Here is a 25495-nt window from a genome sequence, read left to right as displayed (position 1 = left end):
TCCTCTCACCACCGGGTGGGGGTGAAAACATAAGGAATCTCTATGCTCACGCCATATATTTCAATGGCGGGGATCGGCAAATCCTTTGGTCCGGTTCACGCATTAAAGTCGGTTGATTTAACTGTTTACCCCCACGAAATACATGCGTTATTAGGGGAGAATGGTGCCGGTAAATCAACGCTGATGAAAGTTTTGTCGGGAATATATGAACCGACCAAAGGCACCATTACCATTAATAACGTCAACTACGACAAGCTTGACCATAAATTAGCGGCCCAGCTTGGCATCGGTATTATTTATCAGGAACTCAGCGTTATTGATGAATTGACGGTGCTGGAAAATTTATATATTGGTCGGCACCTGACAAAAAAAGTCTGCGGCATCAACGTTATCGACTGGAAAGAGATGCGCGTACGGGCGGCAATGATGCTGCTACGCGTCGGGCTGAAGGTCGATTTAGAAGAAAAGGTGGCGAATCTCTCTATCAGCCATAAGCAGATGCTGGAGATAGCCAAGACGCTGATGCTGGACGCCAAAGTGCTGATCATGGATGAACCCACCTCCTCGCTGACTAATAAAGAGGTGGATTATCTGTTCCTGATCATGAACCAGCTGCGTAAAGAGGGCACCGCTATCGTGTATATCTCGCACAAGCTGGCGGAAATCCGCCGCATATGCGATCGCTACACGGTGATGAAAGACGGCAGTAGCGTATGCAGCGGGATGGTCAGCGAGGTTAACAATGACGACATCGTGCGCCTGATGGTCGGTCGCGAGCTGCAAAACCGCTTCAATGCTATGAAAGAGAGCAGCGGCAATATCGCTCGCGAGACGGTGTTCGAAGTGAAAAACGTCACCAGCCATGACAAGAAAAAGGTCCGGGGTATCTCCTTTAGCGTTAATCGCGGCGAAATTCTCGGTTTTGCCGGACTGGTTGGCTCCGGACGTACTGAATTAATGGACTGCCTGTTCGGCGTCGATAAGCGCAGCTGCGGCGAAATTCACCTCAACGGCAAGGAGATTTCTCCTCGCTCACCATTGGATGCCTTAAAGAAAGGCATGGGCTACATCACGGAAAGCCGCCGTGAGAATGGTTTCTTCGGTAATTTCACTATTGCACAGAACATGGCGGTGAGTCAGAGCCTGAAACGCGGTGGTTATAAAGGTGCAATGGGGTTGTTTCATGAAGGAGAAGAACGCAAAACAGCGGAGGAACAACGCAAGCTGTTGGCCCTGAAGTGCCATTCCGTCGATCAGAACATTACCGAACTTTCCGGTGGAAACCAGCAAAAGGTACTGATTTCTAAATGGTTATGCTGCAACCCTGACGTCATTATTTTTGATGAGCCCACGCGCGGTATCGACGTCGGGGCGAAAGCTGAAATTTATAAAGTGATGCGCCAACTGGCCGATAACGGAAAGGTCATTTTGATGGTGTCGTCTGAACTTCCTGAAATTATCGCCGTCTGCGACCGCATCGCCGTGTTCTGCGAAGGGCAAATGACGCAAATTCTGACCAATCGTGACGACATGAGCGAAGAGGAGATTATGGTATGGGCACTGCCTCAAGAGTAAAAGGCGAAACCGGTGAAAAAAAGCCGTTTAACTTCGCGCTGTTCTGGGATAAATACGGCACCTTTTTTATCCTCGCCATTATCGTGGCGATTTTCGGCACCCTATCGTCAGAGTACTTCCTGACGACCAACAACATTACGCAGATCTTCGTTCAGAGTTCCGTCACCGTACTGATCGGCATGGGCGAGTTCTTCGCGATCCTCGTCGCCGGGATCGACCTGTCGGTCGGAGCGATTCTCGCACTCTCCGGGATGGTCACCGCTAAGCTGATGCTCGCGGGCGTCGATCCGTTCCTCGCCGCGCTGATCGGCGGCGTGCTGGTAGGTGGTGCGCTAGGTGCTATCAACGGCTGTCTGGTCAACTGGACCGGCCTGCATCCGTTCATTATTACGCTCGGCACTAACGCTATTTTCCGCGGTATTACGCTGGTTATCTCTGATGCCAACTCGGTGTACGGCTTCTCGTTTGACTTCGTTAACTTCTTTGCCGCTACGCCGCTTGGGATCCCGGTTCCGGTTATCTTCTCACTGATTGTGGCGGTGATCCTGTGGTTCCTGACTACCCGTACGCGACTGGGTCGCAACATCTATGCCCTTGGTGGTAACAAAAACTCAGCCTTCTACTCCGGTATCGACGTCAAGTTCCACATGCTGCTGGTCTTTATCATCTCTGGCGTCTGTGCCGGGTTGGCTGGCGTGGTCTCCACTGCGCGACTGGGGGCAGCGGAACCACTGGCCGGGATGGGCTTTGAAACATACGCCATTGCCAGTGCCATTATCGGCGGTACCAGCTTCTTCGGTGGTAAGGGACGTATTTTCTCAGTGGTGATAGGTGGTCTGATCATCGGCACCATCAACAACGGATTGAATATTCTGCAGGTACAAACCTACTACCAGCTGGTGGTGATGGGTGGATTAATTATCGCGGCTGTCGCCCTCGACCGTCTTATCAGTAAGTAAGGAATTTATGATGAAAATTGCTCCCTCGTTAATGTGTATGGATCTTCTGAAATTTAAAGAACAGATCGAGTTTATCGACCAGCATGCAGACTATTTTCACATCGACATCATGGACGGTCACTTTGTGCCGAACCTCACTTTGTCACCGTTTTTCGTCAGCCAGGTGAAAAAGCTGGCCAGTAAGCCGCTGGACTGCCATCTGATGGTCACTCGTCCGCAGGATTACATTAGCCAACTGGCGCAGGCAGGCGCAGACTTTATCACCCTGCACCCGGAAACCATCAACGGCCAGGCCTTCCGCCTGATTGAGGAGATTCACCGCCACGGCATGAAAGTCGGGCTGATCCTGAATCCGGAAACGCCGGTTGAGGCCATGAAGTACTACATTCATAAAGCCGACAAAATCACGGTAATGACCGTCGATCCGGGCTTCGCCGGACAGCCGTTTATCCCGGAGATGCTGGAGAAAATTGCCGAACTGAAAGCCTGGCGCGAGCGCGACGGTCTGAGCTACGAAATTGAAATCGACGGTTCCTGTAACAAAGCCACCTATAAAAAGCTGATGGCGGCGGGCGCAGATGTCTTTATCGTCGGCACTTCCGGTCTCTTTAACCATGCCGACCAGATTGATGACGCGTGGCAAATCATGGAACAGCAGATCCTGGCGGCGAAAAACGAGGTACTGCCTCATGCAAAAACAGCGTAACGTCGTCGCGGGCGTGGATATGGGGGCGACCCATATCCGTTTTTGTCTGCAAACATCGCAGGGCGAAGCGCTGCACTGCGAAAAGCTGCGTACTGCTGATGTGATAACCCCTAATGGCCTGGTCAACGGCATTAAAAACCTGTTGCAGCAGCATCTTAGCCATTATGCAGCCCATTGTAGCGGGTTGGTGATGGGGTTCCCGGCACTGGTGGCAAAAGACAAACGGACGATTATCTCAACGCCTAACCTGCCTCTGGCCGCTGACGACCTGTATAACCTGGCTGACCGGCTGGAAGCGGCGCTTGGCTGCCCGGTTGAGTTTTCTCGCGATGTAAATCTACAGCTCTCTTTTGACGTTCAGGAAAACGATCTCGAGGAGCAGGAGGTGCTGGCGGCCTATCTCGGCACCGGCATGGGCTTCGCCGTCTGGCTGAACGGCGGGCCGTGGACCGGTGCGCACGGCGTTGCGGGCGAGTTGGGGCATATTCCTCAAGGTGATGGCGCTCTCACCTGCGCCTGCGGCAACCCTGCGTGCCTGGAAACCGTCTGTTCCGGTATCGCGTTAAAGCGCTGGTATGAACAACAGCCGCGCACGTATGAGCTAGGCGAGCTGTTTGTCCACGCTGCACAGGAGCCGTTTGTGCAGGCGATGCTGAACCACGCAGCCCGCGCTATCGCCACCAGCATCAACCTGTTTGACCCGGACGCGGTGATCCTCGGCGGCGGCGTGATGGATATGCCCGCCTTCCCGCGCGACGCGCTAATCGTCATGGTTAAAACCTACGTTCGCCGTCCGCTGCCTTACCAGGTCGTACGCTTTGTTACCGCCTCGTCCTCAGCGTTTAACGGCGCTCAGGGCGCAGCAACGCTCGCACGTAGCCGTTATTTAACCTAGACCCGGTTATACCGATAAGTGCAGTAACGTCTCCGATCCTGAATCCCCGGAGGCGGTGCTGCGCACCTGTCCGGGCTACCCGGTACGCCCCTTCCCCACGTCACATCCCTTCACTTCGACACGTCAAAACTGACGATTGCCTGCTTTTCGTCAGCATTCAGACCAAAAAATCGACGTATTATCAGTGAATACACACAATGAAAACATGGCATAGAAGATGCATATTGAGGGCGAGATAGCGCGTATGCGCCCATTGATTAACTGGAGCAAGACCGATGAAAAAAGTCGTCACGGTTTGCCCGTATTGCGCATCAGGTTGCAAAATCAATCTGGTGGTCGATAACGGCAAAATCGTCCGGGCTGAGGCGGCACAGGGGAAAACCAACCAGGGAACCCTGTGCCTGAAAGGCTACTATGGCTGGGACTTTATTAACGATACCCAGATCCTCACCCCGCGTCTGAAAACCCCGATGATCCGCCGTCAGCGTGGCGGCAAACTGGAATCCGTCTCCTGGGACGAGGCTCTCGACTACGTCGCCACCCGCCTCAGCGAGATTAAAGCCAAGTACGGCCCGGATGCTATCCAGACCACCGGCTCATCCCGCGGGACCGGCAATGAAACCAACTATGTGATGCAAAAATTCGCACGCGCCGTTATTGGTACCAATAACGTCGACTGTTGCGCGCGCGTCTGACACGGCCCTTCGGTTGCAGGTCTGCACCAGTCGGTCGGTAATGGCGCCATGAGTAATGCCATCACAGAGATTGATAACACCGATCTCGTGTTTATCTTCGGGTACAACCCGGCAGATTCACACCCCATCGTGGCGAATCACGTGATTAACGCCAAACGTAATGGGGCGAAAATTATCGTCTGCGATCCGCGCAAAATTGAAACCGCGCGCATTGCCGATATGCACATCGCGTTGAAAAACGGCTCGAACATCGCGCTGCTCAACGCCATCGGGCATGTCATCATCGAGGAAGATCTCTACGATAAATCCTTCGTGGCCAGCCGTTCCGAGGGCTTCGAGGAGTATCGCAAAATCGTCGAAGGCTACACGCCGGAGTCGGTGGAAGCGATCACCGGCGTCAGCGCGCAGCAAATCCGCGAATGCGCCCGGATGTACGCCAGCGCCAAATCCGCCGCGATCCTGTGGGGCATGGGCGTCACCCAGTTCTATCAGGGGGTGGAAACCGTCCGCTCGCTGACCAGCCTGGCGATCATGACCGGCAACCTCGGTAAACCGAGCGTCGGCGTCAACCCGGTGCGCGGGCAGAACAACGTCCAGGGTGCCTGCGATATGGGCGCGCTGCCGGATACCTATCCGGGCTACCAGTATGTGAAGTTCCCGGAAAACCGCGAGAAGTTCGCCAGGGCCTGGGGCGTCGACAGCCTGCCGGAACACACCGGCTACCGCATCAGCGAGCTGCCGCACCGCGCGGCACATGGCGAAGTGCGGGCGGCGTACATCATGGGGGAAGATCCGCTCCAGACCGACGCCGAGCTGTCCGCCGTGCGTAAAGCGTTTGAAGAGCTGGAACTGGTTATCGTCCAGGACATCTTTATGACCAAAACCGCGTCGGCGGCGGATGTGATTTTACCGTCAACGTCGTGGGGCGAGCATGAAGGCGTCTATACCGCCGCCGACCGTGGCTTCCAGCGCTTCTTTAAAGCGGTAGAGCCGAAGTGGGACCTGAAAACCGACTGGCAGATCATCAGTGAAATCGCCACCCGGATGGGCTACCCGATGCACTACAACAACACCCAGGAGATCTGGGACGAGTTGCGGCATCTGTGCCCGGATTTCTACGGTGCCACCTACGAGAAAATGGGCGAACTGGGTTACATCATGTGGCCGTGTCGCGACGAGTCCGATGCCGATCAGGGGACCTCTTATCTGTTTAAAGAGAAGTTTGATACCCCGAACGGCCTGGCGCAGTTCTATACCTGCGACTGGGTTGCGCCGATTGACAAGCTGACCGACGAGTACCCGATGGTGCTCTCCACGGTGCGTGAAGTGGGCCACTATTCGTGTCGTTCGATGACCGGCAACTGTGCGGCGCTGGCCGCACTGGCGGATGAACCGGGCTATGCGCAAATCAACACCGCCGACGCCGCGCGTCTGGGGATTGAAGATGAAGCGCTGGTGTGGGTCAATTCGCGCAAAGGGCGGATCATCACCCGTGCCCAGGTCAGCGACCGGCCGAACAAAGGGGCGGTCTATATGACCTACCAGTGGTGGATTGGCGCCTGTAACGAGCTGGTGACCGAGAACCTGAGCCCGATAACCAAGACGCCGGAGTACAAGTACTGCGCCGTGAACGTTGAGCGCATCGCCGATCAACGCGCCGCCGAGCAGTATGTGATTGACGAGTACAGCAAGCTGAAAGCCCGCCTGCGCGAAAGCGCGATGGGTTAACAACACCGCCTCCCCGGAGGCGGTGCTGCGCACCTGTCCGGGCTACCGGACTGCACGCCCGTAGCCCGGGCAAGGCACGTCAGTGTCGCCCCCGGGAACATCGCCGGGCAGTCGGTGATTGACGAATACGGCAAGCTGAAAGCCCGCCAGCGCGAAAGCGCGATGGGTTAACCAGGCTGCCTCCCCGGAGGCGGTGCTGCGCACCTGTCCGGGCTACCAGACTGCACACCCGTAGCCCGGGCAAGGTGCGTTAGCGCCGCCCCCGGGAACATCGCCGAACTGTCGGTGACTGACGAGCACGGCAAGCTGAAAGCCCTCCGCCTCCCCGGAGGCGGTGCTGCGCACCTGTCCGGGTTACCGGACTGTACAACCCGTAGCCCGGGCAAGGCGCGTTAGCGCCGCCCCCGGGTTTCACCAAACCTGCCAGTTGCTGCCATTTTCTTCTTTTTCGCCTCCCTTTATACTGCTCGCTGTGTCCCTGACTGATAATAAAAAATGAAATACCTCTATTTACTTCTGGCATTATTTTCACTCACCGCTGGCGCCATGGAACCCGGAAGCCAGTACAAACAGCAGGCGGAAGCTGGCAATCCGCGTGCGCAATATTATCTTGCTGATACCTATGTCAGTTCCGGCGATTATCCGCAGGCTGAATACTGGGCGCAAAAGTCGGCCGATAACGGCGACGGTGACGCCCTGGCGCTGCTGGCTCAGCTAAAAATACGCAATCCGCAGCAGGCCGATTACAAACTGGCCCGGCAGCTGGCCGAGAAATCGGTACAGACCGGCAGTAAGGCCGGAGAGATCGTCCTTGCCCGGGTGCTGGTCAACCATCAGGCCGGCCAGACGGATTATTCCCACGCGATCTCGCTGCTGCAGGATGCCGCGCAGGACCCGGAAAATGACTCTGCCGTTGATGCCCAAATGCTACTGGGATTAATTTACGCCAGCGGCGTGCAGGCGGCGGAAGATGATGCAATGGCGACGGACTATTTTAAACGCAGCTCCTCGCTGTCGCGCACCGGGTATGCCGAATACTGGGCCGGGATGATGTTCCTGCAGGGAGAGAAAGGGTTTATCGAGCCGAATCACCAGAAAGCACTGCACTGGCTGAACGTCAGTTGTCTGGAAGGGTTTGATACCGGGTGTGAAGAGTTCGACAGAATAAGCAAAGGATAAGAACAGGCCCGGTGCGATAGCACCGGGCCTGTTATGTTATTGGGCCGTCTTATCAAATTTGCCCAGCACCTCGCGTTCATACGCCAGCGCTTTTTTGCGGTCAAACTTGTGTTCCCAACGAGCAATCACCAGCACCGCCAGAGCATTGCCCACCACGTTCAGCGCGGTACGCGCCATATCGAGGATACGGTCAACGCCGGCAATAAAGGCCAGGCCTTCCAGCGGGATCCCCACGCTGCCCAGCGTCGCCAGCAGCACCACGAAGGAGACGCCCGGCACGCCAGCAATCCCTTTCGAAGTCACCATCAGCGTCAGCACCAGGGTAATTTCCTGCCACAAAGAGAGGTCAATGCCGTACAGCTGCGCGATGAAGATAGCCGCGATGCTCTGATACAGCGTCGAGCCGTCGAGGTTAAAGGAGTAACCGGTCGGCACCACGAAGCTGGTAATTGAAGCCGGGGCGCCATAGGCCTCCATCTTCTCAATAATTCGCGGCAGTACGCTCTCAGAACTGGCGGTTGAGTACGCCAGAATCAGCTCATCTTTCAGGATGCGGATCAGGATCCAGATGCTCAGCCCGCATAACCGCGCCACGGTCCCCAGCACCACCAGCGCGAAGAACAGAATCGCGAAGTAAACCAGAATCACCAGCTTCGCCAACGGCCACAGCGAGGCGAAACCGAAGGTCGCCACGGTGACGGAAATCAGCGCGAACACCCCGACCGGCGCATAGCGCATCACCATGTGGGTCACTTTAAACATGGTTTCGGAGATGGAACGGAAAACGGTGACCAGCGGTTCGCGATGCGTCGCTGGCAGCGAAGAGAGCCCCAGCCCGAACAGCACCGAGAAGAAGATAATCGGCAGCATTTCGCCTTTCGCCATGGAGGCGACGATATTGGTCGGCACCAGAGACAGGATCGTCCCCATCAGACCATGAGCATGGTTTTGTACTTCCGCCGTGGTGCTCTGATATTTCGAAATATCCACCGCCGCCAGCTGCGACATATCAATGCCGCTTCCCGGCTGGAACACGTTCGCCAGGGTAATCCCCAGCACAATCGCCACCGTGGTGATCACTTCAAAATAGATAATGGTTTTGGCGCCGATACGGCCCAGTTGCTTGGCATCGCCCACACCCGCAATCCCGACGATCAGCGTCGAAATAACAATCGGTACGACGATCATCTTGATCAGATGGATAAAGATATCGCCCGCCGGCGTCAGGAAATTCGAAATGATCCATTCGCGACTTTCGGCGTGATAGTGCAGGTAGCTACCCAATAGGATACCCAGCACCAGGGCCAGCAAAATTTGCCAGGCCAGACTGACGTTTGTTTTTTTCTTCACTACAGACTTCCTCAATGAAAGGCAGCATTCCCAGAGGTAATGATGCCCACTGAAAGGGGTATGAATTGTGTTGCGTTGCTTTATGGGGTTTTTTAACGCGCGGTATCAGTATCATTTGCACGGCATGCTACGCAAGCGTTTAAGAACAGGGCTTTCCGCTGGTTTTGTGCATAAATTCACGAACTTTCCCCACTTATATTGCATAAGTATTTGTTATAAAAAAATTTTCATAAATTCAATTTCTATAAATACATCTCCGAAATTATTCCACTTCAAAGTTTCATTTGATTGATTTTCATTCAGTTGAATTAATGCGTGATCTGCCCCCCAAATAGCAAACAAAGCCGCTAAAGCCCCTACAATTAACGTTTACTTGACATATATTTAACAATCTAAAGGAGAAAAAAAGCCATGAGCCAAATACATAAACACTCTATTCCCGCTAACATTGCGGACAGCTGCCTGATTAACCCGGAACAGTACAAGGCAAACTATCAACAATCGATTACTGACCCCGAGAGTTTCTGGGGTGAGCAGGGCAAAATCCTTGACTGGATGCAGCCCTACACCCGCGTGAAGAACACCTCGTTCGCGCCCGGTAACGTCTCTATCAAATGGTATGAAGACGGCACCCTGAACCTCGCAGCGAACTGCCTCGATCGCCACCTCGCCGAACGCGGCGACCAGACCGCGATTATCTGGGAGGGCGACGACGCCAGCCAAAGCAAGCACATTACCTATCGCGAACTGCATCGCGACGTGTGCCGTTTTGCGAACGTCCTGCTCAATCTCGGGATTAAAAAAGGCGATGTTGTCGCCATCTATATGCCAATGGTGCCCGAAGCGGCCGTGGCTATGCTGGCCTGCGCCCGTATCGGCGCTATCCATTCGGTGATCTTCGGTGGCTTCTCCCCTGAAGCGGTTGCCGGGCGCATCATCGACTCCAGCTCTCGCCTGGTGATCACCGCTGACGAAGGCCTGCGTGCCGGTCGTGCCATCCCGCTGAAGAAAAACGTCGATGACGCGCTGAAAAACCCGAACGTCACCACCATCGAACACGTGGTGGTCCTCAAACGCACCGGCGGCAAAATCGACTGGCAGGAAAATCGCGACCTGTGGTGGAGCGACCTGCTGGAAAAAGCCAGCGACCAGCATCAGCCGGCCGAGATGAATGCCGAAGACCCGCTGTTCATCCTCTATACCTCCGGTTCCACCGGCAAGCCGAAAGGGGTGCTGCACACCACCGGCGGCTATCTGGTCTATGCGGCCACTACCTTTAAATACGTCTTCGACTACCATCCTGGCGAGATCTACTGGTGCACCGCCGATGTGGGCTGGGTCACCGGTCACAGCTATCTGCTGTACGGCCCGCTGGCCTGCGGCGCCACCACGCTGATGTTCGAAGGCGTGCCAAACTGGCCGACCCCGGCGCGCATGTGCCAGGTGGTCGATAAGCATAAGGTCAATATTCTCTACACCGCGCCGACGGCGATCCGCGCGCTGATGGCGGAAGGCGATAAGGCTATCGAAGGCACTGACCGCTCTTCCCTGCGCATTCTGGGCTCCGTCGGCGAACCGATTAACCCGGAAGCCTGGGAGTGGTACTGGAAGAAGATCGGCAACGAAAAATGCCCGGTAATGGACACCTGGTGGCAAACCGAAACCGGCGGCTTCATGATTACGCCGCTGCCGGGGGCTATTGAGCTGAAAGCCGGTTCCGCCACGCGGCCTTTCTTCGGCGTGCAGCCAGTGCTGGTCGATAACGAAGGCACCCCGCTGGAAGGCGCAACAGAAGGCAACCTGGCGATCGCTGACTCCTGGCCGGGTCAGGCGCGCACGCTGTTTGGCGACCACGAGCGCTTTGAACAGACCTACTTCTCCACCTTCAAGAATATGTATTTCAGCGGCGACGGCGCGCGTCGTGATGAAGACGGTTATTTCTGGATCACCGGACGCGTGGATGACGTGCTGAACGTCTCCGGCCACCGCCTGGGCACCGCGGAAATCGAATCGGCGCTGGTTTCGCACCCGAAAATTGCCGAAGCGGCGGTGGTCGGCATTCCGCATAACATTAAAGGCCAGGCGATTTACGCTTACGTGACGCTGAATCACGGTGAAGAACCGACGCCGGAACTGTATGCCGAAGTGCGCAACTGGGTACGTAAAGAGATTGGTCCGCTGGCCACGCCGGATGTGCTGCACTGGACCGATTCGTTACCGAAAACCCGCTCCGGTAAAATCATGCGCCGTATTCTGCGCAAAATCGCCGCGGGCGATACCAGCAACCTCGGCGATACCTCAACCCTGGCGGATCCGGGCGTAGTGGAAAAACTGCTCGAAGAGAAGCAGGCCATTGCCATGCCGTCATAAACCAACGCATTCCCTACACCCTCTCCCCTTCAGGGGAGAGGACATAAATAATAGCCCCTAAGGATTCCACGTAGCAGGACAGCGCAAGCCCTCCTCTTCCCGACAGCACGCTGCCGGGCGGATAAGTGCTGCCGATGAATGGCGCGTGGATGACAAAAGGGATACCTCTGGAGACGCTGTAATGAATGAACAAATTTGTCAGCGGATAGAAGATAGTGCGCATTTCAGGGAGTTAGTTGCTACCCGGCAAAGGTTTGCCGCCATCTTGTCACTGATTATGTTGGTTATCTACGTGGGCTTTATTTTGCTCATCGCCTTCGCCCCGGGCTGGCTCGGCACGCCGCTGCATGCCGGCACCAGCGTCACCCGAGGCATTCCCATTGGCATCGGCGTTATCGTTGTCTCTTTTGTACTGACCGGGATCTATGTCTGGCGGGCAAACGGTGAGTTTGATCGCCTGACGAAAAGTGTGATTAACGAGGTGCACGCATCATGAAAAAAGTTTTGACGGCGATTGCCGCCACACTCCCTTTTTCCGTGAGCGCCGCTGACGCTATTTCCGGTGCGGTGCAGCGCCAGCCGACAAACTGGCAGGCGATTGTGATGTTCCTGATTTTTGTCGCCCTCACGCTGTATATCACTTACTGGGCCTCAAAACGGGTGCGCTCGCGCAACGACTATTACACTGCGGGCGGTAATATCACCGGTTTCCAGAACGGGCTGGCGATTGCCGGCGACTTTATGTCGGCGGCCTCCTTCCTCGGTATTTCTGCGCTGGTCTATACCTCCGGCTACGACGGGCTGATTTACTCCCTTGGCTTCCTGGTCGGCTGGCCGATTATTCTGTTCCTGATTGCCGAGCGTCTGCGTAACCTCGGGCGCTACACCTTCGCCGACGTCGCCTCGTATCGCCTGAAACAGGGGCCGATTCGTACCCTTTCCGCCTGCGGCTCGCTGGTGGTGGTGGCGCTGTATCTGATTGCGCAGATGGTCGGTGCGGGCAAGCTGATTCAGCTGCTGTTCGGCCTGAACTATCACGTGGCGGTGGTGCTGGTCGGCGTGCTGATGGTGCTCTACGTCCTGTTCGGCGGCATGCTTGCCACCACATGGGTGCAGATTATCAAAGCGGTTCTGCTGCTGTGCGGCGCCAGCTTTATGGCCTTTATGGTCATGAAACACGTTGGTTTCAGCTTCAATAATCTGTTCAGCGAAGCCATGGCGGTTCACCCGAAAGGGGCGGCCATTATGAGCCCTGGCGGACTAGTGAAAGACCCGATATCCGCGCTGTCCCTTGGCCTCGGTCTGATGTTTGGTACCGCCGGTCTGCCGCATATTCTGATGCGCTTCTTCACCGTGAGCGATGCGCGTGAGGCGCGGAAAAGCGTGTTCTACGCCACCGGCTTTATGGGCTATTTCTATATTCTGACCTTTATCATCGGCTTCGGCGCGATCATGCTGGTCGGGGCAAACCCGGCGTTCAAAGACTCGGCGGGCGTGCTGATTGGCGGCAATAACATGGCGGCGGTTCACCTGGCTGATGCGGTGGGCGGTAACCTGTTCCTCGGCTTTATTTCCGCCGTCGCCTTCGCCACAATTCTGGCGGTGGTCGCGGGCTTAACCCTGGCAGGCGCGTCGGCGGTCTCTCACGACCTGTACGCCAACGTCTTCCGCAAAGGTGCCAGCGAGCGCGATGAACTGCGGGTGTCAAAAATCACCGTGCTGTTGCTGGGGGTGGTGGCGATCCTGCTGGGGATTCTGTTCGAAAACCAGAACATCGCCTTCATGGTGGGTCTGGCCTTCTCGATTGCTGCCAGCTGTAACTTCCCGATCATTCTGCTGTCGATGTACTGGTCGAAACTCACCACTCGCGGCGCGATGATCGGCGGCTGGTTGGGGCTGCTGACGGCGGTGATCCTGATGATCCTCGGCCCGACAATTTGGGTGCAGATCCTCGGGCATGAAAAGGCGATATTCCCGTATGAATATCCGGCGCTGTTCTCTATCGCCATCGCCTTCGTGGGTATCTGGTTCTTCTCTGCCACCGACAACTCTGCCGAAGGGATGCGCGAGCGCGAGCAGTTCCGCGCGCAGTTTATCCGTTCGCAGACCGGGATCGGCATCGAACGCGGCCAGGCGCACTAACCTGACCCTCCCCGGCCGCATGGCCGGGGATCACATTTTTTTCCGCTTCAGGTGATGTTTATCACGTCATTTAAATGAAAAAAGCCAACGCGTATCACAGGCTTTATCTGCGATTCGCGAAGGCTATCACGCTTTTCCGCTTTTCACGCCCATCCCCGGTTTTCCCTCTACGCCAGTTGCAGACAACACCCGCCACAGTTTTTATGCTTACTTCACAGCGAACGGCTCAGGCTGCTGGCAAAACGAGCTAACCGCGCCGGACTTAACAGCAGCGGCAGAAACAGCGGGCCGCTAGCCGGTGGGTTAGCCAGCCAGCGATCCATCGTGTCGGTGTAGCGAAGCAGCCGTTGCTGGTGCTTTGGTAGGACATCCGCCGGCAGGCTTTGCTGACCGTAGCGATCGATCCACAGGACATCGGTCATCGCGGCGGCCACGCGGGAGAACATCTGGCTGTAGATTTCCGCGCTGCACCAGGCGGCCAGCAGGATCTCCAGCGAATCGTTTGGGCAGGTAATACGCGGCATCAGCTCACGCAGGTTTTGTACCGTGCGCGAGGCCAAAAAGCAGGCGGCCTCTTTTTCCAGCGCCACCAGCTCGCGCTGCTCTTTAGCGAGTCCCGGGGCGTCGGTGGGCATCAGCGGTTGCCAGGCATGCATCCAGTTAGCGCTGCGGGTGTCCATGTGCAAAAGCTGTTGTGCCTGCGCCACGCTTTCCGGGATCTGGCTTTGGTAGTGCAGGCGGCGGCCCAGGAAGTTCGGCGTTTTACACAGCCAGTCGTAGCTGGCGTGAACGATGGCCGCCAGCTGGCATTTGTCCTGCATTGAGCGAAAGCCGAGCTGTTGATGATCGGCCCAGCGCTCAAACGCAGAGGGCTGGGACGCATCTGCGGTCTGGTTAGCCGCCGAAAGGCCAAACAGATTCACCGCGTTGGCGGAGTCCATCACCCGGCTGTCGGGCAACCATTGCCAGCTGACGCGTGACGTGATGGCTTCAATTTCGTTTTCGGCGGCGCTCAGCGCCCAGCTTAAACGGCCGCTGATCTCATCGGCCAGATAGCACGGCAGCGCGGTCCAGCCGTAGCCGGTGCCAAAGAGATCGTATTCGATCCACTTTTTATGCCCCGGCAGCGTGGCAATGTGCGGGTGGTTAGCAAAACCGGGGTGATAGTCCAGCTCCGTGGCTTTGACCGAGGCGCGAACGTCGTCGGGAAGCGTCGCCAGCATGTTGGCGAGCTGCTGCCGGGGCCAGCTGTCATCGATATAGTCGCGCAGCACCAGTTTTTTGCCCTGGGCGCGCAGCAGGCTCCAGACATCGCGCAGGCTTTGTTGCCAACGGGCGGTCTGAAAGTCCGGCGTGGTCAGGCTCAGAATCAGCCCGCTGAGATGCGGCAGAGTGTGAAGTAGCGGATGCAATATCGCCGCATAGAAATGCTGCCAGAAATCCGGCGCGCTTTTTTCGTCGAAAGTCAGTTCGGGAAATTTACGCTTAATAATATCGTCGTTTGGCGCGGCTTCACCCTGCAACCAAAAGGATAAATTATTTTCCGCCAGATATTGGTCGACGCGTTTTAAATATTGCAGCGCGTAATTTTGTTGATGAATCAGGTTCTCGACATTGAGCTTTTGACTCAACGGCGAGGGCGTCGCAAGAAAAGAAAGCAGTTCCTGTTGGTGCAGGATGATGCCGGTGAAACCGTGCTGTTTCGCGCTTTTAACGCCCTGAACAAACCAGGGCCAGTGCCAAATAAAAGTGCTGTTCAGCTCCATCAATTGATGCGGAATACGTTTCATGGCGTCGCCTTGCTGACATTCAAATTTTTATTTTAAGCGAGGATGCCATGAAAACATATGCTCTGGTCGGTACTGGAGGTCGTGCAGGTTTATATATTTCCGCCATTGCTGGAAGCTGGCGGGATAATGCCAGAATGGTCGCTTTCTGCGATACCAACCAGACCCGCATGAACTATGCCAATAAACTGCTGCAGCACGAAGGCGCAGAGCCGGTATCGACCTGGAAAGCGGCGCAGTTCGAAGAGATGATCCGTGAAACGCGCCCGGATATCATCATCGTCACCACCATGGATCGCACCCACGATGACTATATCGTCCGGGCGCTGCATGCGGGCTGCGACGTCATCACTGAAAAACCGATGACCATCGACGAAAAACGCGCGCTGCGTATTCTCGACGCCATTGAAGCAACCGGCCATACCGTGCGCGTGGCCTTTAACTATCGCTACGCGCCGCATCACAGCAAAGTGCGTGAGCTGCTGATGCAGGGCGTGATTGGCAACGTGACCTCCGTCCACTTTGAGTGGCTGCTCAACACCGAGCACGGCGCAGATTACTTCCGCCGCTGGCATCGTGAAAAACGCAACAGCGGCGGCCTGCTGGTGCACAAATCCACTCACCACTTCGACCTGATGAACTTCTGGCTGGCCAGCTATCCGGAGCGCGTTTACGCCGAGGGCAGCCTGCAGTTCTACGGCAAAGAGAATGCAGAGCAACGCGGAGTCTCGCAGTTCTACCCGCGCACCCACGGTTTTGCCGAAGCCAAAGACGACCCGTTCGCGCTGAATATGGCAGACAACGAACAGCTAAAAGCGCTGTACCTCGACGCCGAGCATGAGGACAACTATTTCCGCGATCAGAGCGTGTTTAGCGACGGTATCACCATCGAAGACACCATGTCGGTGCTGGTGAAGTACCAAAACCAGGTCCAGCTCACCTACTCGCTTAACGCCTATCTGCCGTGGGAAGGATTGAACGTGGTATTTAACGGCACCGAAGGCCGTCTGGAGATGAAAATCGTCGAGAAGCCCTACGTCAACGCCGGCGGGAAACGCGAAAATGAGGGCAGTCTGGAGCAATGCGACATCACCGTCTTCCCGATGTTTGCCGAACCGTGGAAAGCACACTTCACCCTCGGTGAAGGCGGCCACGGCGGCGGCGACAACGCCATGCTGGCGGATCTGTTCGGCGAGCCGGGCCACGACCCCTTGCAGCGTGCCGCCGACCACCGCGCAGGCGCGATGTCTATTCTCACCGGCATTGCGGGCAATATCTCTATGCAGCAACAGCGCCCGGTGAATTTTAAGGAGTTCGAACTGGTTTCCCGCCTGGCGAAACGCTAAGCCCCGCTTTTCGGCGCGGCAGGAAGCTGCGCCGGAAATAATAGTCAGTATTAAGTTGTTACTCACCTGTTTAATAACAATATTTTTGCCTCTTCCCGGAGACAAGTAATGAATAAACTTGCGTCAGGTGTTATCGCATCGCTGTTACTGTCCTGTACCTCTGCCTGGGCACAGCAGCCCGTTGAATTACGTATGTCATGGTGGGGAGGCAACAGCCGCCACCAGGCGACCCTGAAGGCGCTTGAAGCCTTTGAGAAAGCGAACCCCGAGATCAAAGTGAAGGCTGAATATACCGGCTGGGACGGGCATCTTTCGCGTCTGACAACCCAGATGGCCAGCGGCACCGAGCCGGACGTGATGCAAACCAACTGGCCGTGGCTGATTATTTTTTCCAAAAATGGCGAGGGGTATTACGATCTGAACACGCTCAAAAATGCGCTGAATCTGGACCAGTATCAGGCCAAAGATTTGCAGTCCACCACCATCAAAGGCAAGCTCAACGGCCTGCCAATCTCGGTCAACGCGCCCGTGTTCTACTACAACGACGTCACCTGGAACAAGGCCGGCCTGACCTACCCGAAAACCTGGGACGCGCTTTTTGCCGCCGGGAAAAGTTTCCAGCAGAAGCTGGGCAATCACTATTATCCCTACAGCATGGTCGATCAGGACGTCATCCTGCTGCTCAACACCTACATGATGCAGAAATACCAGAAGCCAATGTTCGATAGTCGCGGCAAATTTACCTGGAGCGATGCGCAGTGGGAGGAGGCGTTCAGCTTTGTGAAGCGTCTCAGCGATGACCACGTGGTACCGTCGCCGAAAACGCTCTCCTCTTACGGCAAAGGCAATTTGTACGAAATGAAGCCGTGGATCAATGGCGAATGGGGCGGGACCTTTACCTGGAATATTTCGATTCGCATGTATATCAACAACCTCACGCCACCGGCCAAACTGGTGCTGGGCGATTACGTGATGCAGCCCGGCGTGACCGAGTCAGGCGTGTACTTCAAGACCGCGCAGATGTTCTCCGTGGCGAAGTCTACCCGACATCCTAAAGAAGCGGCGATGCTGGTCAATTTCCTGCTCAACGACCCGCGGGCCATTGAGGCGCTTGGCCTTGAGCGCGGCATTCCCTTGAGTAAAACCGCCGAGACGCTGTTAACGGAGAAAGGGGTAATTGACCCGAACGATCCGGTCGTCGCCGGTTTGAGGCAAGCACAATCGCTGCCGACCACCGCTGTCGCGACGCCATACATTGAAGATTTGCAGGTGATCGACCAGTTTATGTCCGCCCGCGAAAAGCTCGATCAGGGCCAGCCGGTAGCCCAGGTTGTCAGCGATTTTCGCCAGCAGGTTGAACGTATTGTTCGCCGTCTGAATCGTTAATTCTGATCGGGCCTGCAGCGCCGTAACCGCTGTAGACCCGATCGGCCACTCAGAACATCAACCAGCCGACCAACGGTGCTGCCAGCACCGTCACCACGCCGGACAACATCATCACCAGGCTGGCGACGACCCCTTCCTGTGGCCCTAGCTCATACGAACGCGCGGTACCCGCGCCGTGAGATGCGGCGCCAAAACCGGCCCCTTTTGCCATCCCGCCGCGAATGGCGAGCCGCATAAACAGCACATCCCCCACCGCCATGCCAAACACGCCGGTAATCACCACAAACAGCGCCACCAGCTCCGGCTGGCCGCCGATCGGTTTGGCTGCCGCCAGTGCAAACGGCGTGGTGATCGACCGCACCGCCAGGCTGCGCTGGATCTCGTCCGGCAGGGTTAACAGCCGGGCCAGCCAGACCGAGCTGGTTACCGCCACGACCACCGCGGTGGTCACCCCGGCGCTCAGCGACATCCAGTGACGTTTAATCACCGCCAGGTTGTCATACACCGGGACCGCAAACGCGATGGTCGCCGGCCCCAGCAGCCATAACAGCCAGTGGGCTTCGCCCATGTAGTTTTGATAGGAAATGTGGCCAAAGACCAGGATCAGCACCAGCAGCAACGGGGTAAACACCAGCGGCATCAGCGGCAGCTTGTGAAAACGGCGATACAGGCGCTTATTGGCGAAATAGAGTACCAGCGTAACGATCAGACACAGCAGGCTCAGTTGAAAATTACTCATGCTTCATCCTGCTGATTTCATAGCGATAGACCTTATCCACCACCCATGCGGTGGCCCCCAGCACCATCATGGTACTCAGGGCAATCACCAGGAAGATTCGCCAGCCGTCCACCATCAGCAACTGGCTGTAATTCACCACCGCCACCACCGCCGGAACAAAGAACAGCAGCATCTCGGCCAGCAGCCAGCGGGAGCCTGCCCGCACCCAGTTTAACGGGATCACCCGGCAGACGATTAACGCCAGCAGCAGCAACATGCCGACCAGATTCGCCGGCAGGGGCAGATGCAGCCAGTTCACCAGATAGTCAGCGCAGACAAACAATCCGGCATAAATAAGCACCTGAACGGGTACCTGAAGGCGTTGTACAACGAGGGGGGTCACACGAGCTGGCGCGAAGGCCATGAGCGAAATTCCTGAAAAAGAAGCGAGGTGTGCAGTATAGAGAGCCGCCGGAACGGACAGAAATGAATTAAAATCATCACAGGTATAGTCTCTGGGAATAATTATGGATATCCGAACGCTGCGCTATTTTGTCGAGGTGGTGCGCCAGCAGAGTTTTACGCGCGCTGCGGAAAAACTGTTTGTGACGCAACCCACGATCAGCAAGATGCTCAAAAATCTGGAAGATGAGCTGAACTGCACCCTGTTGATTCGCGATGGCCGCAAGCTCCTGCTGACCGATACCGGCCGGGTGGTTTTCGAACGCGGACAAGCGATTCTGGGTGAGTTTCATCAGCTGGAATCGGAGCTGAGCGATATTAACCATCTCCACAAAGGCATCCTGAGACTGGGGATCCCGCCGATGGTGGGGATGCTGATGGCCGAGCCTATCAGCCAGTTTCGCCAGCGCTACCCGGGCGTCGAGCTGAAGATTTCGGAGTTTGGCGGCCTGACGGTGCAGCAAGCGGTGAGCAACGGTGAGCTGGACCTTGCGATGACGGCGCTGCCGGTTGATGAGAACAGCGGCCTGAGCACCCTGCCGCTGTTCAACCACCCGCTGTGCGTGCTGACCCCAAGGACAGAGCAATGGGCGCAGGTTAAATCGCTGTCACCGGAGGCGCTCGCGGCCCATCCGCTGGTGATTTATAACGAAGATTTCGCCCTCAGCCGCCAGCTGATGGCGCTGTTTACCTACCATGATGTGAAGCCCCGTATCGCGGTGCGCAGCGGCCAGTGGGATTTCCTGGCGGCGATGGTGCAGGCGGGCATCGGCGTGGCGATCCTGCCGCAGCCAATCTGTGAACGCCTCGATGCGCAGGATTTTTGCTGGATACCGTTGCAGAGTGAGCTGCACTGGGAGCTGGGGATGATCTGGCGGGAAGGGGTTTATCTGTCGCACAGCGCCCAGGCGTGGCTGGAATGTAGTAAGGCCTTCTGGCTGGAATAAGGCCCCGGAGGCGGCGCGTTGCGCCTGTCCGGGCTACCCAATCAACCGCCCCGTAGCACCACCGGGGCAGGTGAACAGACCCGTAGCCCGGTCAGCGCAGCGCCGCCGGGATGGATGGGTGCACCATCAGACACCCCACCCGCACCGTCCTGTAGCCCGGTCAGCGCAGCGCCACCGGGATGGGTGGCTGCACCATCAGACGCCCCACCCGCACAGACCCGTAGCCCGGTCAGCGCAGCGCCACCGGGATGGGTGGGCGCACCATCAGGCCCCCCACCCGCACCGTCCTGTAGCCCGGTCAGCGCAGCGCCACCGGGATGGGGGGGTGCACCATCAGACACCCCACCCGCACCGCCCTGTAGCCCGGTCAGCGCAGCGCCACCGGGATGGGTGGGCGCACCATCAGACGCCCCACCCGCACAGACCCGTAGCCCGGTCAGCGCAGCGCCACCGGGATGGGTGGGCGCACCATCAGACGCCCCACCCGCACCGTCCTGTAGCCCGGTCAGCGCAGCGCCACCGGGGAACAGGTACAACGTTACTGATCTTCGATTAACAGCGCTTCCAGCAGGTCCAGATCGTGCAGCAGCTTCTGCAGCGTCTCATTGCTGATCTGCCGGGTCGCACGCAGGTGATACAGCTCCCCGCGTTCCGAACGCAGCGCCGCCAGACGGAACCGCCGTTCAAGCTGCTCTTCGAGGATTGAGGTTTCGACGTCGTTGCGCCCGTCAACGCGGCGGCGCAGGTTACCGATCACCCTGGAGCTGACCTCGGTCAGCAGCTGGTTATCGATATTCTCTTTGGTATCCGCCGCCAGTCGCTCCTCCATTTTCTGAATCGCGACAATGGCGACATCGGCGGTCGCCGCGCGGGCCAGTCGCTCCTCTTTACGCTGCTGGACGTGGTCGCTCGACTCGATATGGCGCAGCAAAATCGGCAGCGCAATCACGCCGACAAACAGCGAAAACAGGATCACCCCTGCCGCCAAAAAGACCAGCTCATAACGTGCCGGGAAGACGTTGCCGTCCGGCAACAGCAGCGGAATCGACAGGACACCGGCCAGCGTAATCGCCCCGCGCACCCCGGCGACGGAGGAGATCAGCAGCTCACGGGTAGTCCATGAACCAAACTCCATCGGTTTCTTTTTCAGGAAGCGTTGGCTTAATTTACGCATCGTCCACAGCCAGCCAAAACGCACCAGCATCAGCGCCGCGTAGATCAGGATAATGTCGGTAAACAGCATCCAGGTTTCAACGTTAGGGTCAGCTTCGGCCGCCACCAGCGAGGTCGACAGAATATCCGGCAGCTGCAGGCCCAACAGCAGGAACACCATGCCGTTAAACACGAACTCCAGCATCGCCCAGGTGCTGTTCGCACGCAGGCGCATCGCCAGCGGTGCCGTGCGCATCACCCCGGAACGGGTAATGGTCATCCCCGCCGCGACCGCCGCCAGGATCCCGGAGACGCCAATATGTTCGGCGATCAGGTAGGAGGCAAACGGCAGCAGGAACAGCAGGACGATCTGCGTGGCAGGCTCGTCGCCGCCCCAGCGGCTGAGGAAACGCATCGAGCGCCCGTACAGCCAGCTGACCACAAAACCGGCCAGGATGCCGCCGATCGCCACCTTGAGGAATTCGACTGTCGCGCCGCCGACGGTAAAGACCATCGTCCCCATCGCCACGGCGACGGCAAATTTCAGCGAGACCAGGCCGGAGGCATCGTTCATCAACGCCTCGCCCTGCAAGATCCCCATAATTTTTTTCGGGATGCGTCCCTCACCCACAATGCCCGACAGCGCAACGGCATCGGTCGGCGACAGCACCGCCGCCAGCGCAAATGCCGGAATCAGCGGAATACCTGGAACGATCCAGTAAATCAGGAAGCCGATGCCCACCACTGTTACCAGCACCAGCGCCAGCGCCAGCCCGAGGATTTCCCGGCCGTGCTCAATAAACTCGCGGGTCGGCGTCTTCCAGCCGTCGGCAAACAGCAGCGGCGGGATAAACAGAACCAGGAAGAGCTCGGGGTCAAATTCAACGTGCAGACCAAAGGTCGGCCACGCCAGCATCGCACCAATGGCGATTTGCATTAATGGGAGTGGAACCTGGAAGGGCAGTACGCGTGTAACCACCCCGGAAAGTGAGACCACGAGGGTCATGATAAGTATGGTGAAGAATATTTCCATGTGTTCCCTGTTCGCTACATTTTATTATTTTATACCCTAAATAATTCGAGTTGCAGGCAGGCGGCGACGCAGGGGATCCCCAGGAGCTTACTGAAGTAAGTGACTGGGGTGACAAATCTGTCTGGAACAGATTTGAACGCTGCGAGCAGCGGCCCTGATAAGGGTGAGGCTCATGGATGAGCCGAATAACGGGACCAGCCAACGCTCATGCAACTTGAAGTATGACGGATATACACCTGAGACGTCATGTCTTTGGATGATACGCTACTCAGATTAACGCAAAAGGAAACCGGATGTGGCTTAAAAATAAAACAGGCGGCCTGAGCCGCCCGTTGACCGCAAGAAAAGCTTAAATAGCCCACCCGCCGGCGTAGAAGATCACCAGCGCCGCGGCGATGATAACGGTGCCCAGGTTCAGCTTACGCCATTCACCAGAGACCAGACGACCAATCACCAGGGTGGCAAAACCGATCATAATGCCGGTCACGATGTTACAGGTCAGCACGATAAAGACCGCGGTGATCAGACCCGCCATCGCATCGACGAAATCATTAAAGTCGATTTTGGCAACGTTGCTCAGCATCAGCAGGCCGACATACATCAGCGCCGGAGCCGTGGCATACGCCGGGACCAGATAAGAGAGCGGAGAGAGGAACAGGATCAGCAGGAACAGCACGCCAACGGTCACCGCGGTGAGGCCGGTTTTGCCGCCTGCCGCAGTACCTGCCGCTGATTCGATATATACGGCCGCCGGTGCTGCCCCAACCACGCCGGAGAAGACGCTGCTCAGGGAGTCGGTGGTCAGCGCTTTGCCGCCGTTAATAATCTGCCCGTCTTTATCCAGCAGGTTGGCCTGACCCGCCACCGCACGAATGGTGCCGGTCGCATCAAACACCGCGGTCATCACCAACGCCAGTACGCTAGGCAGTACCACCGGATTCAGCGCACCCATAATGTCCAGGCTGCCAATCAACGAGTTGCCTTTGTCATCGCTCAGCGAAGGCATTGCGAAAATGCCGGAGAAGTGGACGTTCGGGTCAAAAATCAGGCCGACAATAGAAACGCCGATAATCGTCAGCAGAATACCGCCCGGGACTTTCATTTTTTCCAGGCCAATAATCACCGCCAGGCCAATCAGGGACATGATCACCGGGAAGCTGTCGAAGTTACCCAGCGCGACCGGCAGGCCGTCCAGCGGGTTTTTAATGACCAGGCCCACGCCGTTAGCGGCGATCAGCAGCAGAAACAGGCCGATACCAATCCCGGTACCGTGCGCAACGCCCTGCGGTAAATTGCGCAGGATCCAGCTACGAATGCCGGTGGCAGAGATCACCGTAAACAGCACACCCATCAGGAATACAGCACCCAGCGCTACCGGGATACTGATGTGCTGCCCCAGAACCAGGCTGAAGGCGGTAAACGCGGTCAGCGAGATAGCACAACCGATCGCCAGCGGCAGGTTCGCCCACAGGCCCATCACCAGAGAGCCGACGCCTGCGACCAGACAGGTGGAAACAAACACCGCGGCCGGAGGGAACCCGGCTTTCCCCAGCATGCCTGGGACAACAATGACCGAGTACACCATCGCCAGAAAAGTGGTTAAACCGGCGACAATCTCCTGACGAACGGAGCTGCCACGAGCTGAAATTTTAAACCAGGCGTCTAGTGAACCGCCGGTACGCGCTGAAGGCGTAGACATAGAAAACGTCCCCTGAAAATTTTTATCGTTTGTCTGCATACGTGATGGACCATCCACTGCCAGTTAAACGCGATCTCCTTGTGCTGCTTGCAACGCCAGGGGGGCTGCAAAAAGCAAACGTTTAACTCCACGCATACAATACGGTGGTCAGAATAAATTTACCCACCTCCCCGCAAAGGAGGATATACCCGTCATCCTTCAAGTTGCCTGCGCATTGTTGTCCTGCAACTCGAATTATTTCTGGGATAAATAGCGAGCAAAATAAAAAAGCAAACGATTATCCAGCCTTTAGATGGGCCTTTTCAACTGATGTTTACGCTAATTCGCTAAATTTTGCTTATGACGCTCACGAAATAACCAGCCGATGCGCAAACGTTGTCGTCCATGCGCAATCCGGTAACATTTTTGCATTGCGCTGATAGCAATTCCTGGCGGTCATCACAAAAATCACTACTTCACTCCGGCAGGGTGAATGGACCGCCGCGTTCAATCGCTCGTTGCCAGGCCGGACGCTGTTCCACCTGCTGCACCCAGCGCCGGATGTGCGGCAAATCGGCAATACCGCCGCGCGCCAGCAGCGCCATCACCGGAAAACTGAGCTGGATATCGGCCATGCTCAGCGTGGCACCCGCAAACCACGGCTGGCTGGCAAGATGCTCTTCTATATAGTGGGCGTGAGTGGCAATTTGTCGATCCAGCCAGGCTTTCTGCACGCCCTTGCCCAGCACGTTACCCAGCGTTCGCATGCCGAGAGGGATCGGCGGTTTGCCGAGGCTGGAAAAAACCAGCTTCATCAACAGCAGCGGCATCAGCGACCCCTCGGCATAATGCAGCCAGAAGCGATATTGCAGCTTGTCGGCGGTCCCCTGCGGCCTGAACTGCTGTTCGCTATCGTAGGTTTCCTGCAAATACTCCAGAATCGCGCCCGACTCCGCCAGCACGTATCCGTTATCTTCCACCACCGGCGATTTGCCAAGCGGATGGATCTTTTTCAGTTCCGGGGGCGCCAGCATGTTCTTTTGCCGCGGGTAGCTGACCACGCGATAGGGCAGCTGGAGTTCTTCAAGCGCCCACAGCACGCGCTGCGATCGCGATTGATTGAGGTGATGCACCGTCAGCATGGAGATTCTCCCGTCAGTTGTTCGAATTAACTATAGGAACTGACGGCGATTGGCGGAAAAATTTCGGCGAAATAAACCGGTGAAATGACGGGGCTGTGCCACAATTAAATTGTCGACGCAATCCGGAACCTCCATCAACATCTTGCGCAATACTGAGGGGAGTCGACGTCGGGGGAAACCCTCCTGCGAACCAGTAGGATAGAGTAAAAGACAAAGACCGGAAAACAACTAAAGCGCCCTGTTGT

Annotated in this window: 20 protein-coding genes; 12 read left to right on the top strand and 8 right to left on the bottom strand. The window is 56.8% G+C overall.

Features of this window, described 5'->3' with window-relative positions:
• Positions 1-42: 42 nt before the first annotated feature.
• The 6 genes from alsA to EDF82_RS22895 all read left to right on the top strand — a co-directional run bounded on the left by alsA (position 43) and on the right by EDF82_RS22895 (position 7737).
• Positions 43-1575 carry a D-allose ABC transporter ATP-binding protein AlsA gene (gene alsA / locus EDF82_RS22920; protein WP_123757785.1) on the top strand — a complete coding sequence of 511 codons (1533 nt, stop codon included), beginning with the start codon at positions 43-45 and terminating at the stop codon, positions 1573-1575.
• The gene (gene alsC, locus EDF82_RS22915) at positions 1554-2534 is read left to right on the top strand and encodes a D-allose ABC transporter permease (RefSeq protein WP_123757784.1); all 981 of its coding nucleotides are present in this window, start codon (positions 1554-1556) and stop codon (positions 2532-2534) included. Before alsA ends, alsC begins: the two co-directional genes overlap by 22 nt.
• A 10-nt stretch (positions 2535-2544) precedes the next feature.
• Positions 2545-3240: a D-allulose 6-phosphate 3-epimerase gene (gene alsE, locus EDF82_RS22910; RefSeq protein ID WP_123757783.1), complete on the top strand. Its 696-nt coding sequence runs from the start codon at positions 2545-2547 to the stop codon at positions 3238-3240.
• Positions 3224-4135, top strand: coding sequence for an allose kinase (gene alsK / locus EDF82_RS22905; protein WP_123757782.1), 912 nt, complete (start codon positions 3224-3226; stop codon positions 4133-4135). The genes alsE and alsK overlap by 17 nt, the downstream gene beginning before the upstream one ends.
• Before the next feature lie 275 nt (positions 4136-4410).
• Positions 4411-6558: a formate dehydrogenase subunit alpha gene (gene fdhF / locus EDF82_RS22900; protein ID WP_123757781.1), complete on the top strand. Its 2148-nt coding sequence runs from the start codon at positions 4411-4413 to the stop codon at positions 6556-6558.
• Between the two features lie 495 nt (positions 6559-7053).
• Complete coding sequence (locus tag EDF82_RS22895) at positions 7054-7737, top strand: tetratricopeptide repeat protein (RefSeq protein ID WP_123757780.1); 684 nt, start codon at positions 7054-7056, stop codon at positions 7735-7737.
• A 36-nt stretch (positions 7738-7773) separates the two neighbouring features.
• On the opposite strand, the gene gltP is transcribed toward EDF82_RS22895, so the two are convergent.
• Entirely contained in the window at positions 7774-9087 is a 1314-nt protein-coding gene (gltP, locus tag EDF82_RS22890) for a glutamate/aspartate:proton symporter GltP (protein ID WP_123757779.1), read from the bottom strand.
• Positions 9088-9498: 411 nt separating this feature from the next.
• Here gltP and acs point away from each other — a divergent pair, with 411 nt between their 5' ends.
• From acs to actP, 3 genes are all read left to right on the top strand, one after another.
• Positions 9499-11457, top strand: coding sequence for an acetate--CoA ligase (gene acs / locus EDF82_RS22880; RefSeq protein WP_123757778.1), 1959 nt, complete (start codon positions 9499-9501; stop codon positions 11455-11457).
• Between the two features lie 181 nt (positions 11458-11638).
• Positions 11639-11953, top strand: coding sequence for a DUF485 domain-containing protein (locus EDF82_RS22870; RefSeq protein WP_123757776.1), 315 nt, complete (start codon positions 11639-11641; stop codon positions 11951-11953).
• The gene (actP, locus tag EDF82_RS22865; RefSeq protein WP_123757775.1) at positions 11950-13599 is read left to right on the top strand and encodes a cation/acetate symporter ActP; all 1650 of its coding nucleotides are present in this window, start codon (positions 11950-11952) and stop codon (positions 13597-13599) included. The genes EDF82_RS22870 and actP overlap by 4 nt, the downstream gene beginning before the upstream one ends.
• Before the next feature lie 212 nt (positions 13600-13811).
• Here the strand turns inward: actP and EDF82_RS22860 are convergent, their stop codons facing one another.
• Positions 13812-15389 carry a hypothetical protein gene (locus EDF82_RS22860; protein WP_123757774.1) on the bottom strand — a complete coding sequence of 526 codons (1578 nt, stop codon included), beginning with the start codon at positions 15387-15389 and terminating at the stop codon, positions 13812-13814.
• A 47-nt stretch (positions 15390-15436) separates the two neighbouring features.
• Here EDF82_RS22860 and EDF82_RS22855 point away from each other — a divergent pair, with 47 nt between their 5' ends.
• Both EDF82_RS22855 and EDF82_RS22850 read left to right on the top strand, forming a co-directional pair.
• Positions 15437-16732, top strand: coding sequence for a Gfo/Idh/MocA family protein (locus tag EDF82_RS22855; RefSeq protein ID WP_123757773.1), 1296 nt, complete (start codon positions 15437-15439; stop codon positions 16730-16732).
• Between the two features lie 108 nt (positions 16733-16840).
• Complete coding sequence (locus tag EDF82_RS22850; RefSeq protein ID WP_123757772.1) at positions 16841-18118, top strand: ABC transporter substrate-binding protein; 1278 nt, start codon at positions 16841-16843, stop codon at positions 18116-18118.
• 49 nt (positions 18119-18167) lie between these two features.
• Here the strand turns inward: EDF82_RS22850 and EDF82_RS22845 are convergent, their stop codons facing one another.
• Positions 18168-18857 carry an LrgB family protein gene (locus EDF82_RS22845; protein WP_123757771.1) on the bottom strand — a complete coding sequence of 230 codons (690 nt, stop codon included), beginning with the start codon at positions 18855-18857 and terminating at the stop codon, positions 18168-18170.
• Positions 18850-19260: a CidA/LrgA family protein gene (locus tag EDF82_RS22840; RefSeq protein WP_123757770.1), complete on the bottom strand. Its 411-nt coding sequence runs from the start codon at positions 19258-19260 to the stop codon at positions 18850-18852. Before EDF82_RS22840 ends, EDF82_RS22845 begins: the two co-directional genes overlap by 8 nt.
• Positions 19261-19363: 103 nt before the next feature.
• Between EDF82_RS22840 and EDF82_RS22835 the strand changes: the two genes are divergently transcribed.
• On the top strand, positions 19364-20245 hold the full coding sequence (locus EDF82_RS22835) for a LysR family transcriptional regulator (RefSeq protein WP_123757769.1): 882 nt from the start codon (positions 19364-19366) through the stop codon (positions 20243-20245).
• A gap of 41 nt (positions 20246-20286) precedes the next feature.
• On the opposite strand, the gene EDF82_RS22830 is transcribed toward EDF82_RS22835, so the two are convergent.
• From EDF82_RS22830 to EDF82_RS22810, 4 genes are all read right to left on the bottom strand, one after another.
• Positions 20287-20781, bottom strand: coding sequence for a hypothetical protein (locus tag EDF82_RS22830; protein WP_123757768.1), 495 nt, complete (start codon positions 20779-20781; stop codon positions 20287-20289).
• Between the two features lie 2 nt (positions 20782-20783).
• The gene (locus EDF82_RS22825; protein ID WP_123757767.1) at positions 20784-22430 is read right to left on the bottom strand and encodes a Na+/H+ antiporter; all 1647 of its coding nucleotides are present in this window, start codon (positions 22428-22430) and stop codon (positions 20784-20786) included.
• Between the two features lie 349 nt (positions 22431-22779).
• Positions 22780-24129 (bottom strand): NCS2 family permease, encoded by a 1350-nt coding sequence (locus EDF82_RS22820; RefSeq protein WP_123757975.1) that lies wholly within the window; start codon positions 24127-24129, stop codon positions 22780-22782.
• Positions 24130-24584: 455 nt separating this feature from the next.
• On the bottom strand, positions 24585-25250 hold the full coding sequence (locus EDF82_RS22810; RefSeq protein WP_123757766.1) for a glutathione S-transferase family protein: 666 nt from the start codon (positions 25248-25250) through the stop codon (positions 24585-24587).
• Positions 25251-25495: the final 245 nt, after the last annotated feature.

Source organism: Klebsiella sp. BIGb0399 (assembly GCF_003752615.1).
Lineage (GTDB): Bacteria > Pseudomonadota > Gammaproteobacteria > Enterobacterales > Enterobacteriaceae > Klebsiella > Klebsiella lignicola.
This window is presented reverse-complemented; position numbering and strand designations above follow the sequence as displayed.

Bases quoted from the DNA above. Each gene is read 5' to 3' on its own strand.
- alsA (WP_123757785.1), top strand. From the start codon at position 43: ATGCTCACGCCATATATTTCAATGGCGGGGATCGGCAAATCCTTTGGT.
- alsC (WP_123757784.1), top strand. From the start codon at position 1,554: ATGGGCACTGCCTCAAGAGTAAAAGGCGAAACCGGTGAAAAAAAGCCG.
- alsE (WP_123757783.1), top strand. From the start codon at position 2,545: ATGAAAATTGCTCCCTCGTTAATGTGTATGGATCTTCTGAAATTTAAA.
- alsK (WP_123757782.1), top strand. From the start codon at position 3,224: ATGCAAAAACAGCGTAACGTCGTCGCGGGCGTGGATATGGGGGCGACC.
- EDF82_RS22895 (WP_123757780.1), top strand. From the start codon at position 7,054: ATGAAATACCTCTATTTACTTCTGGCATTATTTTCACTCACCGCTGGC.
- acs (WP_123757778.1), top strand. From the start codon at position 9,499: ATGAGCCAAATACATAAACACTCTATTCCCGCTAACATTGCGGACAGC.
- EDF82_RS22870 (WP_123757776.1), top strand. From the start codon at position 11,639: ATGAATGAACAAATTTGTCAGCGGATAGAAGATAGTGCGCATTTCAGG.
- actP (WP_123757775.1), top strand. From the start codon at position 11,950: ATGAAAAAAGTTTTGACGGCGATTGCCGCCACACTCCCTTTTTCCGTG.
- EDF82_RS22860 (WP_123757774.1), bottom strand. From the start codon at position 15,389: ATGAAACGTATTCCGCATCAATTGATGGAGCTGAACAGCACTTTTATT.
- EDF82_RS22855 (WP_123757773.1), top strand. From the start codon at position 15,437: ATGAAAACATATGCTCTGGTCGGTACTGGAGGTCGTGCAGGTTTATAT.
- EDF82_RS22850 (WP_123757772.1), top strand. From the start codon at position 16,841: ATGAATAAACTTGCGTCAGGTGTTATCGCATCGCTGTTACTGTCCTGT.
- EDF82_RS22845 (WP_123757771.1), bottom strand. From the start codon at position 18,857: ATGAGTAATTTTCAACTGAGCCTGCTGTGTCTGATCGTTACGCTGGTA.
- EDF82_RS22840 (WP_123757770.1), bottom strand. From the start codon at position 19,260: ATGGCCTTCGCGCCAGCTCGTGTGACCCCCCTCGTTGTACAACGCCTT.
- EDF82_RS22835 (WP_123757769.1), top strand. From the start codon at position 19,364: ATGGATATCCGAACGCTGCGCTATTTTGTCGAGGTGGTGCGCCAGCAG.
- EDF82_RS22825 (WP_123757767.1), bottom strand. From the start codon at position 22,430: ATGGAAATATTCTTCACCATACTTATCATGACCCTCGTGGTCTCACTT.
- EDF82_RS22820 (WP_123757975.1), bottom strand. From the start codon at position 24,129: ATGTCTACGCCTTCAGCGCGTACCGGCGGTTCACTAGACGCCTGGTTT.
- EDF82_RS22810 (WP_123757766.1), bottom strand. From the start codon at position 25,250: ATGCTGACGGTGCATCACCTCAATCAATCGCGATCGCAGCGCGTGCTG.